At 32.2% G+C, this 15766-nt stretch carries 15 protein-coding genes; 4 read left to right on the forward strand and 11 right to left on the reverse strand.

The annotated features are described in order from the left end of the window. Positions 1-215: 215 nt before the first annotated feature. Positions 216-785 (reverse strand): guanylate kinase, encoded by a 570-nt coding sequence (gmk, locus tag PL77_RS13300; RefSeq protein ID WP_044206017.1) that lies wholly within the window; start codon positions 783-785, stop codon positions 216-218. 69 nt (positions 786-854) lie between these two features. Continuing rightward, positions 855-1457 carry a sigma-70 family RNA polymerase sigma factor gene (locus PL77_RS13305; protein ID WP_044206021.1) on the reverse strand — a complete coding sequence of 201 codons (603 nt, stop codon included), beginning with the start codon at positions 1455-1457 and terminating at the stop codon, positions 855-857. 171 nt (positions 1458-1628) lie between these two features. Between PL77_RS13305 and PL77_RS13310 the strand changes: the two genes are divergently transcribed. The 4 genes from PL77_RS13310 (at position 1629) to PL77_RS13325 (ending at position 5115) form a co-directional block, all read left to right on the forward strand. Next, a complete protein-coding gene (locus tag PL77_RS13310) occupies positions 1629-2567 on the forward strand; it encodes a glycosyltransferase family 9 protein (protein ID WP_044206024.1) in 939 nt (312 codons plus the stop codon). 185 nt (positions 2568-2752) lie between these two features. Continuing rightward, positions 2753-3319: a porin family protein gene (locus PL77_RS13315; RefSeq protein ID WP_052444391.1), complete on the forward strand. Its 567-nt coding sequence runs from the start codon at positions 2753-2755 to the stop codon at positions 3317-3319. Between the two features lie 329 nt (positions 3320-3648). Next, positions 3649-4224: a porin family protein gene (locus tag PL77_RS13320; RefSeq protein WP_044206027.1), complete on the forward strand. Its 576-nt coding sequence runs from the start codon at positions 3649-3651 to the stop codon at positions 4222-4224. A gap of 327 nt (positions 4225-4551) precedes the next feature. Next, positions 4552-5115 carry a porin family protein gene (locus PL77_RS13325; RefSeq protein WP_052444392.1) on the forward strand — a complete coding sequence of 188 codons (564 nt, stop codon included), beginning with the start codon at positions 4552-4554 and terminating at the stop codon, positions 5113-5115. A 55-nt stretch (positions 5116-5170) separates the two neighbouring features. Here the strand turns inward: PL77_RS13325 and PL77_RS13330 are convergent, their stop codons facing one another. From PL77_RS13330 to PL77_RS13375, 9 genes are all read right to left on the reverse strand, one after another. Beyond that, a complete protein-coding gene (locus tag PL77_RS13330) occupies positions 5171-6487 on the reverse strand; it encodes a PAS domain-containing sensor histidine kinase (RefSeq protein WP_044206030.1) in 1317 nt (438 codons plus the stop codon). Next, a complete protein-coding gene (locus tag PL77_RS13335; RefSeq protein ID WP_044206033.1) occupies positions 6484-7392 on the reverse strand; it encodes a response regulator in 909 nt (302 codons plus the stop codon). Before PL77_RS13335 ends, PL77_RS13330 begins: the two co-directional genes overlap by 4 nt. Then, positions 7389-9938 carry an ATP-binding protein gene (locus PL77_RS13340; protein ID WP_044206036.1) on the reverse strand — a complete coding sequence of 850 codons (2550 nt, stop codon included), beginning with the start codon at positions 9936-9938 and terminating at the stop codon, positions 7389-7391. The genes PL77_RS13335 and PL77_RS13340 overlap by 4 nt, the downstream gene beginning before the upstream one ends. Next, positions 9931-11142 (reverse strand): DNA cytosine methyltransferase, encoded by a 1212-nt coding sequence (locus PL77_RS13345; RefSeq protein WP_044206039.1) that lies wholly within the window; start codon positions 11140-11142, stop codon positions 9931-9933. Before PL77_RS13345 ends, PL77_RS13340 begins: the two co-directional genes overlap by 8 nt. Before the next feature lie 114 nt (positions 11143-11256). Next, the gene (locus tag PL77_RS13350) at positions 11257-12606 is read right to left on the reverse strand and encodes a sigma-54 dependent transcriptional regulator (protein WP_044206042.1); all 1350 of its coding nucleotides are present in this window, start codon (positions 12604-12606) and stop codon (positions 11257-11259) included. A 430-nt stretch (positions 12607-13036) separates the two neighbouring features. After that, on the reverse strand, positions 13037-13720 hold the full coding sequence (locus PL77_RS13360; protein WP_044206047.1) for a hypothetical protein: 684 nt from the start codon (positions 13718-13720) through the stop codon (positions 13037-13039). Then, entirely contained in the window at positions 13707-14075 is a 369-nt protein-coding gene (locus PL77_RS13365) for a GntR family transcriptional regulator (RefSeq protein ID WP_044206050.1), read from the reverse strand. The genes PL77_RS13360 and PL77_RS13365 overlap by 14 nt, the downstream gene beginning before the upstream one ends. Position 14076: 1 nt before the next feature. Further along, complete coding sequence (locus PL77_RS13370) at positions 14077-14880, reverse strand: hypothetical protein (RefSeq protein WP_156152359.1); 804 nt, start codon at positions 14878-14880, stop codon at positions 14077-14079. Between the two features lies 1 nt (position 14881). Further along, positions 14882-15700, reverse strand: coding sequence for an ATP-binding cassette domain-containing protein (locus tag PL77_RS13375; RefSeq protein ID WP_044206054.1), 819 nt, complete (start codon positions 15698-15700; stop codon positions 14882-14884). Positions 15701-15766 lie beyond the last annotated feature (66 nt).

Consider the following 15766-nt stretch of genomic DNA (forward strand, 5'->3'; position numbering starts at 1 on the left):
TTCGAAAACTTAGTTTACAATGTAATAAAGATCTGAACTAATAAATAATTGAAGCATATCAAGTGTATAATGAAAATCGAAAAGAAAGATAGCTTCCCAAAAGCCCATGACTTCAAGTCATGGTGCACGATATTCTGCCTTATCCCTTCCTAATACTTATAAAAAAAGAGCACAATCTTACGATTATGCTCTCTTCATATTTTCTTATCAGGTGGTTATTCTGATAATTTCTCAGTGACTAATTTCTCAGCATTCGCTAAACATACAGGAAGATCTTTATTGATCAAACGAACATCAAACTGATCGCCGAATGGCATTTCTTCTGCTGCTTTAGCTACTCTTTCTTTGATTGCCTCTTCAGAATCAGTGGCTCTTGCTCTTAATCGGTCTTCTAAGCAAGCCACATTTGGAGGACAAACAAATACAGAAAGTGCTTTCTCTTTAAAGTATTCTTTCAGGCTGATTCCGCCTTGAACATCTACATCCAAGACAACATGCTTTCCTTCTTCCCAAATTCTTTCTACTTCGCTTTTTAAAGTTCCGTAGAAAAGGTTTTGATATACCTCTTCATATTCTACAAATTCATCCTTCGCGATTTTGGCTTTAAACTCTTCTAAAGAGATAAAATAGTAATCTTTCGCGTTTTGTTCTTCTCCTCTCGGAGCACGTGTGGTAGCAGAGATTGAAAAGGTCAATTCTGGAAATACACTTAGAAGATGTCTCACAACGGTGGTTTTACCTGATCCTGACGGTGCAGAAAAGATAAATACTTTGCCTGATTTCATGCTTTATATGTGCAAAATAAATTTTTGTTTAAGAATGCAAAGATAATGACTTAAACAATTTAATCGCACTTAGTTCGCTTTCTTTTGATAATATCCCATCTTTTTTGCGTAATCTTCTAGCTTTTCCTTCAGTAGATTACGTGCACGATGCAGTCGACTACGCACAGTCCCTATTGGGATATCCAAAATCTTGGACATTTCTTCGTAAGTGAACCCTTCAATGTCGCAAAGGATAATCACAATTCTGAAATCAACAGCTAACGCATTCAAAGCACCGGTTACTTCATCTCCAATTTTGTATTTAGAATTTTCTTGTTTCAATCCAGCCACTAAACTTGGGTCATCTCTTTCACCACTGTATACCGTTTCCACCTCATTGTAATCAATTTTTGAAGGTTCCTTACTTTTCTTACGGTATTCATTGATAAAGCTATTTTTCAAAATTCTAAAAAGCCAAGCTTTGGCATTGGTTCCAATTTCAAAACTATCTATAAATCGATAGGCTTTCATGTGTGCATCCTGCACTAAGTCTTTAGCATCTTCATCATTACCCGTCAAACGAAACGCAAAACTATACATGGAATCAGTATGAGGGGCAAATTCACGATCAAAAATAATTAATCGCTGTGCAGTAGTATTAGGGGATTTTTTCTTCTTAGAGTCGTTATTCATGATGTAATTAGAGTAGAAAGAACTACCTTTGAAGGTGTTTCCTTTTTATAAATGTGATAAAAAATTAAGGTTTAAACAGTGCCATAAGTAATCCTGTTTTTGGTTTATCACAATATACCAAGGAATTCAAAAAAAGAAGCTATTTAGTGATATCATTGAGTGTATAATGTTATGAGAATACAAGGAATAGATAATATCGTTATAATTGGAAGCCCTTCTATGAAGGAATTTGCTATTTCCTTACCTATAGTCAGTACTTTACTATCACATCACTCTCAACTACGCATTACTTGGATAGGAACTAAAGAGCAAAAAATATTAGAAGAATACATCAATGGTATACATCAATTTCTTACTTATGAGGAAGTAGATGATGATACTTTAGTACAAAATCAAGCTGCTCTCTTCCTATCAGAAAATAAAGAACTCTCTAAGAAATGTAGGGATCTTAAAATTGAAATAAGAATCGGAGCTAAAAGTGGATGGAGAAGTAACCGTCGTTTTACAAAATCCATTGATACTGAACAATTTGATACACTAGAAGAATGCTATAATGCTCTACTGACTCCATTGGGCATTACTGAAAAAATAACTATTGATCCTCCGTTAACAGCTCCAGTAAGTATGTTTAGGGGAATAATTAAAAAAGACCTCAAAAATATCGTTTTCTATCCCTATCGATTAGATACGCATAGAGTGTGGCCTTCTATTCGTTATTTCGAATTAATAGAAGAACTTCCAAAATATGAAAATAACTATATCATTGCAGGTAATGAGATGGAAGGGAAGGCGTTAGAAATGACCGCTCCAGAATTGTTCAGAGTTCCAAGTGTAAAAAACTCTACTGATTTGGAAGACCTTGAAGAGACGCTAGCACTAATTGCTAAAAGTGACGTATTGGTCACCTATAATAATGATATCGCCCACCTTGCTCATGCCATGGGATCAAAAGTCATTTGTATTTCTTCTTCAGCAGAATCTTTCTATATCAATAAAGAAATGGGCTCTATCACTACTCCTGATGCCTCATGTATAAAATGTGTAGGGGAGAAACCTTGTGAATGTTTAAGAAAATTGGGAATAGAAGAAGTTATTGGAGCGTTAAAATAATTGAATAAATTCATACACCTCACCTTTGAATAAAATAGATTTATCAATACATTTGAGTTGTAGTTACAATCATACAAAAGGGTTTAAAAACTATCAAAAGACCATTTTCATTCAATGAAAGTGTATAACTAAAACCATATTACCCTTTTGATTTTTTTATTTTTTATTAATCTATTTTTTTCAAGATGAAAATTTTAAAGCTAATGCTATTCATCACAATTTTATATTGTGGTCAGGCCAATCTATTTGCACAATCTTCAACACTTCGAGGTGGTATCAAGGGTGGAATTAACTCTACCAAAATCGGAGGCGATGCTTCAGGTTTAAAACCTAAAGTAGGATTTCAAATTGGCGGGTTTATGAAATACAGTATTTCAGACTATGTAGCCCTACAGCCAGAAGTCATGTTCTCTATGCAAGGTGCAAAATCAATAAAAGGAGATATCTCACTTCATTACAATTATGTCAATATTCCTCTGATTGCAAAAGTGTATCCTGACGGTAAAGGTTTTAACATTCAGGCTGGACCACAACTAGGTCTTTTAGCTTCTGCCAATGTAAAAGGTGGTGATGAAAAACAAGACGTTTCTGATCAATTAAACGGTACCGACTTCGCATTTGCTGTGGGGTTAGGTCATGATTTTAATAGGTTGACCATCGACTTAAGGTATAATATTGGAATCTCATCTACATCAGATCAAGGTTCATATCCAAACAATGTTCTACAATTGGGCGTAGGTATTTTCCTATAACCAATACAACTCTCTCAAAATAAGCATTTGAGAGAGTTGCTTCATTTCATCAATCTATTTTTCAAAGCTTTCATCACCTTCATTATCAACTACTTGAATGTATATAAAATAGAGTTAGTGTGTATTAGTTGAATGATTTCAATCATTCAATCTTTGATTACGATAGATTTATTAATAATTTCGACCTGTTATTATAATCACATCAAAAGGATGTGACGACTAAGACGATTAAGCAAACTGTCATTTTCTCATCAAGAAAATGATCAACACTAAAATCATATCATCCTTTTTGATTTTTTAAATTTTCAAACAATCTATTTATTTAAAGTATGAAAGCTTTAAAAACGTTACTGTTAATTACAATTTTATATTGTACTCAAGCTAATCTTTTTGCTCAATCTCAAGATACTCAAGGAGGTTTCAAAGCAGGATTTAACTCTTCAACAATTGGTGGAGATTCAGAAGGTGTCAAATCAAAACTTGGATTTCATATTGGTGCATTCCTAAAACTAAGAGCCTCAAATTATGTATACATTCAACCTGAAGCAATATTCTCTATGCAAGGAGCAAATGCATCTGAAGGCGATATGAAAATCAACTATAATTATGTGAATTTTCCATTATTAGTTAAAATATACCCAACAGGTGAAAAGTTAAGTTTGCTTGTAGGTCCACAAATTGGTTTTTTAGTATCTGCTAAAGCCAAAATTAATGGTGAAAAAGTTGATTTATCTAATGAATTAAAGCGTAGTGACTATGCCCTTGCTTTTGGAGTAGGTTATGATTTCAACCGTATCTATTTAGACTTGAGGTATAACGCTGGGTTATCTAATACACCACGAAATTCTGATGAAGGCTCTTTTCCTAACAATGTTATTCAATTAGGCGTAGGGATTTTCCTATAACCAATACAACTCTCTCAAATGCTTATTTTGAGAGAGTTACTTCACTTCATCAATCTATTTTTCAAAGATTTTATTATCTTCATTCTCAATTACTTGAATGTATATAGAATAGAGTTAGTATGTATTAGTTGAATGATTTCACTCATTCAACCTTTGATTTCGATAGATTTATTAATACTTTCGATCTGTGATTATAATCACTCAAAAGGATGTGACGACTAAAACATTAAGCAAACTATCATTTTCTATTCAAGAATATGATCAATACTAAAATCATATCATCCTTTTTGATTTTTTCTATTTATCAAACAAACTATTAATTAAAGTATGAAAGCTTTAAAAATGTTACTCTTCGTCACAATGTTATATTGTGGCCATGCCAATCTATTTGCTCAATCAAACGAAGTCAAAGGCGGTGTAAAAGGTGGTCTCAACATTTCTAATATTGGTGGAGATTCAGAAGGAACCAAATCAAAAATGGGTATTTATGTGGGTGGCTTTGTTCAATTCAGAGCATCCAATTCCCTTTGCATTCAACCGGAATTAGTATACTCAATGCAAGGTGCTAGTTTAGGAGATGGTATAAAAGTAAAGTACAATTACATTAACGTTCCTGTCATCTTTAAATTATACCCTGAGTCTCAAGGGTTCAACTTTCAAGCTGGCCCACAATTAGGAATTTTAGGAGGTGCTAAAGCTACAAATGGTAGTGATAGTATAGATATTTCAGATCAAGTTGAAGGCATTGACTTCGCTTTAGCAGTCGGTCTTGGTTATGACTTTAATGGTATGACACTAGACGCAAGATATAACATTGGTCTCACGTCTACATCAGATGCAGGTTCATATCCAAACAACGTATTCCAATTAGGATTGGGAGTGTATTTCTAAAAAGCACTTATCCAATACGAACTTAAAGAACACCCTCAAAGTTATTTGAGGGTGTTTATATTTTCAGCGTAAAACATGTTTTATTACCCTCTGATTCTACCTTCAAATTTCCCTTATGTACTCTAGCTATCTGTTTACATAAAGCTAAACCTATTCCGTTTCCTGTATTTTTTGTGGTGAAGAAAGGCACAAAAATATGTTTCAATTCTTCTTCAGGAATCATTGGACCATTGTTGATAATGTGAATAACTAACTGTTCCTTCTTTTCAAATTCAATGGTCAACTTAGAGTTATTCACATTCGTCATTGCCTCAATTGCATTTTTAATGATATTATGAACACATTGGTGAATTAATGTTGGATCAAAATAATGATAGATTTCAGAGTTATTCACATTAATCATCTCAGTGTGAATATTGTATTTGTGAATAACTTCATCAAAGCTATTCAACTCTTCTTGAATAAAGTTATCAACATTTACTTCCTTCATTTTAGGTGTTGGTAACTTTGATATAGAACGGTAGATGTTGATAAAATTCATCAGGCCTTCTGCTTGACTATTGATGACTTTTAAACTCTTCACATTAGTGTTGATAACTTTTTGGTTTAGATTTTCAAAAGATACAGGTTCGTGTTCTTCATCTGTCATTGTCATCAACATGCTATCCGAAAGAGAGATAATCGGTGTCATACCATTCATAATTTCATGTGTCAAAACACGGATTAATTTACTGTAGGAGAGGTGCTCTTTTTCTTCTAATTCATTGGAGATATCCTGTAATGTCAATAAAAAAACGGTTTGATCTTCTCTTACTAACTGTCTCGCTTTCAGTACTAAATTAGAATTTTCAAGCTCCAGAGTATTTTGATTGAAGGATTTTTCTATGAGTTCTTTTGTAAGAAACGTTTTAGTAAAAAGTTGATTTGTGTGAGTGAAAATAGAGAGGTTTATTTTGTCTTTGAAGGAAGAGTTAACATGTAGTACATGTCCATTTTCATCATAAGTACAGATACCAACATCTTGATTTTCTATGATCCAATCTAAGTATTTTTCCTGTCGGATGCTGTCTTTCTTAATTTTTGAAAAGGAGTGTTGAATCTTTTCCAATCGGTATTGATAGGTACCATTGAACTGTTGGTAATTCTTAGAATTCAAAAAACTTAAATCTTCATTACCTATCGCCTCTACGATCAGAATACTGTGATTTAATGCGTTTTTTAAAATCATAAGTTGATAACTTATCAATCCTGCGGTCATCAAAACAAAAGTTATCAACATATAGGGGTGGTGTTGATAATGCACAATCAATCCTCCAAGAATAATCAACAAGAGTAAAGTGATGAGGATTTTTATGTAGAAAATCTTTTTCATGAGCTAGAAGTATTATCCTCAATTTCAAGTTTAATTTGCTCAAGTTTCTTCCGGTATTTTATTAAATTCTTTCTAATTTCAATACATCTTTCTTCTGTAAACTCTTCTTCTTGTCCAGAGAAATGACTGATTAAAACTTTTTGACCTTCTCTAGCCTCTTCAGTTACATGAGCAAATAAGTTTCTAACAGATATTATTTCTCTGTTATAATTATTAAAAAATTGCTCACCTTTTTTGCCAGTAATTTTAAGATATTGATTAATTGATTTTGCTTTATGAAATGATGTGAACAACCTTGCGTCTGAAATTTTTTCAATAAAAGGTTTTTTATCCTCTTTTAAAGATTGTATTTTTTCAAAAGTAGAAGATACTTGATCTGTAAGATATTCTTCCATTTTGCTACTATGTTCTTCATTATTTAGGAGTAAAGCAGTTATATCAAGCATTATTTTATCAAGATCACTAGTTTCAGCCATTATTAAGCCTCTCATAGTATTAACAGCTTGAATCTTTCTTAAAGTTAAACTAACAACTTGTTCAAATTTTAAGTTAATATCTGCTCTATCTGAGCTATAAACACCTTCTAAAGTATGTTTTCGCATTCCATCTCTAACACTTTCTACAGCACTTGAATAAAATATGACTTCTGTTAAAATTTCCCTATCTCTAATATTTTGAATAACGTCATCCCCGTGTTCACTTCCAGATAGATTAAAATCAACTAACATTAAATCAAAACTAGAAATATCCTCGTCAGTTAAACCTTGAACTTCCTCAAAGCTATTACACCTTCTAACATTTAAAATAAAACCTAAATCATCAATATAATCATCTAAGAGTTCCTTTGTTGTTTCAAACCATGAATCGTCATCTTCAATCCAAAGTAAATTATAGTTTATTCTCATTTGCTAAGTTTAATAATTAATTCAAATCCATCTTTGTATAATGGATTGTAATCAACAGTACCTTTTAAATCGTTTTCAATAATTCTTTTGACATGATTTAAGCCTAAGCCTGCACCACGTGTTGTTGTTATTCCTTCTTCAAAAATTTGATCATAATCTTTTATAGAAGCCGATAAAGGGCTACCTATATCTCTTATCTTTATGATCAGTTGCTCACCTTTTAAACTAAATTCAATAATTGCTTTCTTGGAATTCTTTTTCCTTGAATTACTAAGTATGTTGTCTATTGCAGTTGTAAGTTCTATAGGCTTGAACCTTTTTATAAATTTAAGTTGAGTATTCATTAGTTGAATATCAATATTATAAAGTTTTGAATAAATATTATTCATATAATCAACGATAAACTTTACAATATCTTCTTCAGTGTCAACTGTTGCTTTAAGAAAATTTGATTTCGTAGTAAACCTAGTTACTGAAGCAATCTTTTCATTTGTTAAACTAATACCTTGAATAAATTCGATTAACTGCTGTTTATCTATCTCTTTACCTTTATCAAGTTTTCGTTTTAGAACTAAGATTTTCTTTGAAATATCGTCTGAATAAACACCTATTATGTGATTGAAATCTCTTAGATCTTTGTAACTAATACTTTCTGATGCTGAATACCTTGATATCTGTTGTGATTGCTTTTCAGCTACCTTCTCTACTTTTTTTCTTTCTTCTTCCTCTGTTTTTGCCTTTTCTAATGCTTTCTGTTTATCAAGTTCTGCTTGTAGTCTCTCTTTTTCTTTTTTCTCTTTTGCTAATTCAGCTTCAAGTCTTTTTTGTTGCTCTTTTTCTGCTTTTTGTTCTGCTTGTTCTTTTTCCTTTTCTACTTTAATTCTTTTCTTTCTTTCTTTTTCTTCTCCCTTTTCCGCTTTCTCTTTCTCTTTCTTTAATTCTTGAAACTGTTCTTCTGTACTTAGTATTTTTTGTTGTAGATCTGTATCACCTGTCGATTCTGCAATTTTTAATAAATCAGGAATAAAACGTGATTGATAATCATCTAGCTTATCTTTTACATCTTTAATAAAATCCTTATTATAATCTACTATAGTTATTTTTTTATTAGTAGCTAAGCTCTTAATGATTTTAATAAAATCTATTTGACTACCAATATTTGAAGTGGCATTTTCAAGGTGATCAGAAAATTTATCTTGATCAATCAAATCATCTCGATATTTTTGAGCAACTTCTTTTGCTTCCTCATTATTTCCAAAGTAATTATTTTTCTTAAAGCCTTCTCCCCATAGTACTCCTACCACGTATCTCTCTAACCTTTTTAAAGCTACCTCTTTAAAAGCCTCCATCATTTGATAATAACCAAGTGTCTCTACCAAACCTCCATCTCTACTTGATACCTCTTTGAATTCATCATAATTCTCTGAAATAATATCAACTCGACCAAATACATCTCTTGTTCCTAAAAAACGATTGTATCCTTGCTGTTTTCTTTGATCTAAACCCCAACTATCATTACCTAATTCTCCATAGGGTTGTACCCTAAAACCATTTTTAAATAAAAATACAGAACCAAAATTAACAAGTTCTACTCCCATGTTTTTTGTAAAGCTAGTTCTTGCATTCTGATTGAGAAAAAATAAATCAATCTGAGCATTATCAAGAAGAGAATATTTATTCTCTTCCTGTAAATGATAAATTAAAGTTCCTCTATCAATTATTTTAGTTTCAATTAAACTCTTAGTAAGAGTTACTTCAATTTGAGTCGTCTTCAAATTTAAAATTTCAAGAATTGAATTTTTAACGGCTCCGTTGACTCTTTCTCTCTCAAGTTTAACGTATTCTCCAAGAAGATTCTTTTCAAAATCCTCATGTTTATATCTTTCTGAGATAATATTAATTTCAAAATCCTCCGTTTCAGAAAATGGGTTAATTAATTTCTCAAGTGACTTTTTTAATTTAATAATTAAATCTTTATCCCATTGAGACCTTAAATTAGATATTACTAAAATAGTTCCACTGGAACTATTAGCAGGGAACTTATATTCAGTTTTTGGATCTTGATAATAGTCTACTTTAATACTTTCAAATTCAGCTTCTTGGTCTTTCTCAAATTTTGTCCAATCAATATCTATTTTCTCAAGATGATTAGATTTTTCACCTTTGGTAACAATAGACAGGTTTTTACCTAAACGGTCACTTGAAAATCGTCCAACTCCTTTTGCTCCAGCGTAATGTCTTCTTTTCTGGATTATATCTCTGTATGATGAATTCTTAACTTCATCATCATTATCGTCCTTCTTTTTTTTCTTCTCTGAATAGGCTAAAAATAACCATTTATCCTTTAACTCTTCAAATGACATCCCTTTGCCATTATCAGCTATTATGATTTCATTTTCATTGAAAGTGATATCAACGTTTTTAGCATAAGCATCATACGAGTTTTTAACTAACTCAAAAATTGCAATAAAATCATCTGTGATGAGATCTTTACCTAAAATATCTTTTAAGCTCGAACTAATTTTGAATTCTAATTCTTCAGCCATCTGTTAGTATTTGATTTATAATAATTCCCGCTTGTTCACCAAAAAGAGGGGGAATTGCATTTCCTATTTGTGAATATCGAGGTACTTCTTTTGTTCTTAATTTTCCTCCTGTTGTATACTTCCCTTTAAATTGATAAGAATCCGGAAAAGATTGAATTCTTGCATATTCTCTTACCGTCATGATCCTTGGTTCACAATAATGAATATAGTCATCAGGAAGCGTAGTAATAGTAGGTGTTGGTTGATCTGCTTTTAAAATTTTAGTACTACTTTTTTTCAAGTTGAAGCGTTCTCTATATTGAGCAGATGTCAATTGTTCAGCCAAAGCAACTTTAAATCTATTCTCTACAGTCTTAGTATGATTAGCAAATCTGTGACTATCTACACTATCACTAACTCTTACTCCCTTTCTAAGAAATTTCTGATAAGAGGTTTCTTTTTGATTATATACACCTGCTTTAAAATTTGGAGTATCAGCATCTACTGTACCGTTAGACTTCAATAAATCTGATATCGCACTTTCCAAAGTTGTATTTAGCTCTAATCCTTTATTGACGAGAAATTTATTTCTATTTTTCTTAATTCTCTCAAAAAATGTCTGACTTGATAAATGATCATTTTCTTGAATATAATCATTTAAAATTCCTACTAATATATACCTTGTTCTTTTTTGAGGTACTCCATACTCAGAGAAATCAATAAGTTTCCCATCAACAGTATATCCTAAATTTTGTAGCTTATCTACTACAAGTTTTGAGTAAGCAACACCTCTTTTATCATTCTTCTTGAAACCTTTCGTAAAACCTCTTACGTTCTCAAAAAAAATTATTTTTGGGCGTACTAAATCGATAAAATCAATATATGAATTGACAAGATTATTTCTAGCATCTTTTTCAACTCTTCTACCTGCCATTGAAAAACCTTGACATGGTGGACCACCTGCTACTAAATCAACTTTTCCTCTTAAATCAATAAGGTTATTCGTATAAGTCGAAATAATATCATTAATATCATGGTTTTGTACTGGTAGCCATTTTGGCCAATTAAAATGCTTTGTTTTTGAAATTAAGTTATGATGAAGTGTACTAAAAGCATCAATACTCTTTTCTACCGCAAACAAACCTTTCCAACCAGCATTATGTAATCCTAAAGATAAGCCACCACAACCAGCAAATAAATCTATATATGTATTTTGTTTATTCATATTTTTAAAATGATAAGCTATTGTTACTTATCGCTTTACAAAAATATTAGTGAAATATCAAATAACCATATTAAAGTTATTCTATTATTAGTAAATAATGAATTATTTGTATTTCTACGATCCCAATTTTTTCAACTTATTATAAAGTGTCTGACGGGTTACTCCCAATTCGTCCGCTGCCGCACTAATATTTTGAGGATGCTTCTTTAATGCTTTTTTGATCAGCACCTCTTCTGTTTGTGCTAGGTTTAAAGTTTTTACTTCAGAGTTTTCTGAGGCAGAAGTAACAATTAAGTCGGGAGTAATATCATTTCCATCCACCAAAATCACTGCTCTTTCTATGGTGTGTTGTAATTCACGAATGTTACCCGGCCAATGATAACTCATCAATTTTTCTTTTGCTGAAGCGGTAAATTCTAAAGTTCCTTTATCGTATTTCTGAGCCAATAGATCTTTAAAATGATTGGCCAATAAAATCACATCATCCCCTCGGTCTCTTAAGGCGGGAACTTCTATCTGAATAGTATTTAATCTATACAGTAAATCCTGGCGGAACTCTTCGTCTTCCACCATTTTGAAGAGATTTTTGTTGGTCGCAGAAATTAATCGGATATCAATCGGGATCACTTTATTACCTCCCACCTTTGTGATTTGACGATTTTGCAATGCTGCTAGTAATTTTGCTTGAAGGGAAAAAGATAGGTTTCCGATTTCATCCAAGAACAGCGAACCTTTATTGGCTAACTCAAACTTACCGATTCTATCCTGATGGGCATCGGTAAAGGCTCCTTTTACGTGACCAAACAATTCACTTTCAAATAGCGTTTCCGAAACAGCTCCCATATCTACTTCCACTAGTTGTTCTTGGTTTCTTTTAGAATAGTGATGCAGTGCTTTCGCCACTAACTCTTTTCCAGTGCCATTTTCACCAGTGATCAAAATGTTGGTATCTGTTTTCCCTACTTTTGCGATTAGGGAAAGCATATTTTTTACCACAGCTGATTCTCCTATAATTTCTGGGAATGTATTTTCTTCCTTTCTTAAAGCTTTTGCTTTCGTTTTTAGCTGTTGAATTTCTCCTTTGGATTCACTCAGTTGTAATGCAGATTGTACTGTAGCTAGTAGTTTTCGATTGTCCCAAGGTTTTAAAATAAAGTCTGATGCTCCAATTTTCAGCGTTTCCACCGCCAATTCCACATGACCATAAGCCGTCATCATCACCACCGAAATATTGGGGTAAGTCTCCTTTATTTTCTTCAACCAACGTACTCCTTCTGCTCCAGTATTTAACCCCGGAGAAAAATTCATATCCAACAAAACCACATGAAAATCTTCTACAGCTAAAGTTTTCATAATCTGTAATGGATCTTCCAAACTTTTGATTGTATCAAAATAAGGCTCCAACACGATCTCAAGTGTTGCATGAATGGAAGGGTTGTCGTCAATAATTAAAAGGTTTCCCATGTGGTGTTTGTTTTTGCTTTTTGAATAACCTAAAGTTCGTGATAGTTTTTGGGAGAATTGCTGTATGTGTCAAAAATTTTTACACTATAGATTTCAAATCATTATTGCTTCACAATACCAAACTAAGTGCTCGATTTCTTTACACTTCGGTGTATGATAATTTTACAGTCTTGACACTTCAAAAAAATACAATGCTCTACTATTGAAACACTTACCAAAAGTTGTTCAATTTTGGGTAGATAAAAAGAGAGTTATGATTCAAAATCATGATAAAATAACTCCTTTAGCAAACGCTTCAAAATTTACATTTATAACAAAACTTAGAGAGACAGGTAACTTACTTGTCTCTCTTTTTTTTACTATTAGCTCAAATAAAAAAGGTGAACTCAATTATTGAATTCACCTTCTAACCATCTATAATATTGTATTTTTAATCATTATAATAATAATGAATTTGTGAAGTAGCATCCTTTGAAAGGTTAGTTTCTCCAGGATTATTTTGGGTCACGAAAGCATTATTTGTCAACTTTCCTTCAATAAACTGCGTATCTCCCCAATTATTAAAATTAGAATTATCTAAATTTAACCTGAGAGTATCACAAGCTAAGTGAAAGTTAAAATTAGAATTATTTGTTCCTGAAATTTCAAGATTAGATAATCCTTTTGCAACTCTATTACGCATATAACCTTCACTTCCATCGAGTTCTAACTTCAAAGAAGATCCCTTAAACTTATTAAATCCAATTTCAGAAGATTTTGCTATTACATTAACCTCTTCTAGAGGTAGGTTCAACTGTAAACTTTCCATTCCTTTTGCCATCTCTTTTGGTAATTCTGACAACACCAATGTGTCTCCTTTTATTGTGTAAGGAATTTCAACCTGCTCCACCTCTTTTTCCAAATACACTTTAAACTCATAGCTATCGGCAGTAGCAATTGATACATCGTAGTTGGTATGCTGAAGAGAGATATAAGAATAAGCTGGTACCTTCTGCGTAAAACTATTTTCATTTTTTTCTGGCTTTCCTCTTGCCACTGAAACCAGAGCTCCAGTAATGATAAAAAGCGTTACGCTACTTAAAAGAGAGATTAAATATATATTACTTTTCTTCATGGTATAAGTCTTTTAGATAGTTTTGAAGTTCATCAAATGAGATTTCCAATTTGTTGGCCTGTTCCACTGTTTCAGGCAAAACTTCATTTAGAAATTCTTCTTTTCTGTCATTGATAATTGTTTCTTTGGCACCTTGGCTTACAAAATATCCTTTACCTCTTTGAGTATAAATGATCCCTTCTTGTTGTAATACCGCATAAGCCTTAATTGTAGTATTTGGGTTGACTCCTACAATACCTGCTAACTCACGAGTGGAAGGAATTTTTCCTTCTTCAGTGTATTCTCCTTCCATGATTTTATCTTTTACATCATCACCAATTTGGGTGAAAATGCTTTTAGTATTTTTAAATTCCATCTTACAACTCTTTTTCTTTCAACTTCAAATACGCACTATATACAAATACAACATTTGCTACAATCATTGAGAATAAAACAAAATTGATGGCAGCATCACCAGATGAAAAGAAGAACAGGGGATACTCATTGGAAACATAATCAGCGACTCCCATTTTATTGAAGATCAAGTATACTAATAGGCCATGATAAATAAAGAAGACTGCTACAAAAAGAATATTCTGGATCAGTGGCCATTTAGTGAAAATTGAATTTCCAGTAAATAAAACATTCATCATACTCCAAGGAAGAAGAAATAGGATCACCATACCTACTTGCCTTGTGTAAAGTTGTGCCTCTGTTGCACCTGATAGGGCTTCTTCAGTCATCTCTGTAAGAAATGTAAGTCCAGTATATCCAATTTCGCTATTCAATAATTGATGTACTTCACCTTCAATCATATAAGCAAAAAGGATCAAAGTTGGAACGACAAATACACCTAACAGTACTGTTGATAAATACTCAAATAATAATTTTTCAAAGTGAGAAACGGGAAAAGTTAAAAAGGTGATGAGCTTCTTTTGAGATCTAAACGAAAGAAATGATCGATTTACAACACCTGTAGCAATCACTGCATACGAGAAAAAGAACAATCCTCTTAAATCATTATTTGTAATAGGAGTATCGTTTGATGCTCTAATGAGATAAAGCACCACAATAATAAATGAAACGACCGCACCAATGCTATAGTAAAAAAGGTATTTCTGATTGGTGAACTCCAAAGCTAGATATTGTCTAAAACGCTGAGCATTAAATAGATTATTCATATTAGATAAATTTTTTGTAGTCATTGATTAAAGCATTGAAGAAAAGCTCAAGGTCTACTTGAGTGTCATCTTGATCTTGTTTTGGAGCAATCGTTTTGTAACCACCCAAAATCGGTTCAGCATAAAGCGTCTCGGCTACTATAAGCTGTTGAACTTTCAAGAAATCATACTTTTGAGTCAAATCGAAAATAGACTCATTGTAAATCACGCCACCATTATCCAATACAATCAAATGATCGATAATCGTATCAATATCTTTGACTTGATGTGTGGAAATCATGATCAACTGATCTTCTTCAAAATTCCCTGCCATGATTTTTCTGAAAATCGCTTTAGACGGAATATCTAAACCATTGGTAGGTTCATCCATGAGGATCAACTCTGCTTTTGTTGCCAATGCAAAAGCAATAATGACTTTCTTCTTTTGACCGTAAGACAATCTTTTTAGGTTTAGATTGTCTTTCAATTCAAACTTATCCAATAACTCGACAATCATTCTTTGATCAAATCGAGGATAAAAAGGGGAAGTATTCTTTACGAATTCTTTAATAGTAACAGGAGGAAGTTCAAATTCTTCAGGGACTAAGAATAATTTAGAAAGGAATGAAGGTTGTCTTTGGAATGGGGTTTCATTCAATACATTTATACTACCGCCTTTTGGATGAATTAATCCACTCATTAATTTGAAAAAGGTACTTTTACCTGCTCCATTTTTCCCAAGTAGACCAACTATTTTTCCTGGGTCCAATTCCAGATTAAGTTGATCAATGATAGTTGCTTTTTTTGAATAACTAAATTGAAGATTATTAATTGACACCATATTATTTATAGTTATTTTTTAAGTGCACCACCTATATAGTGCACTGTAAAGGTGTGTCATTTTTTT

It is taken from the genome of Flammeovirga sp. OC4 (assembly GCF_000812565.1).
Taxonomy (GTDB): Bacteria; Bacteroidota; Bacteroidia; order Cytophagales; family Flammeovirgaceae; genus Flammeovirga.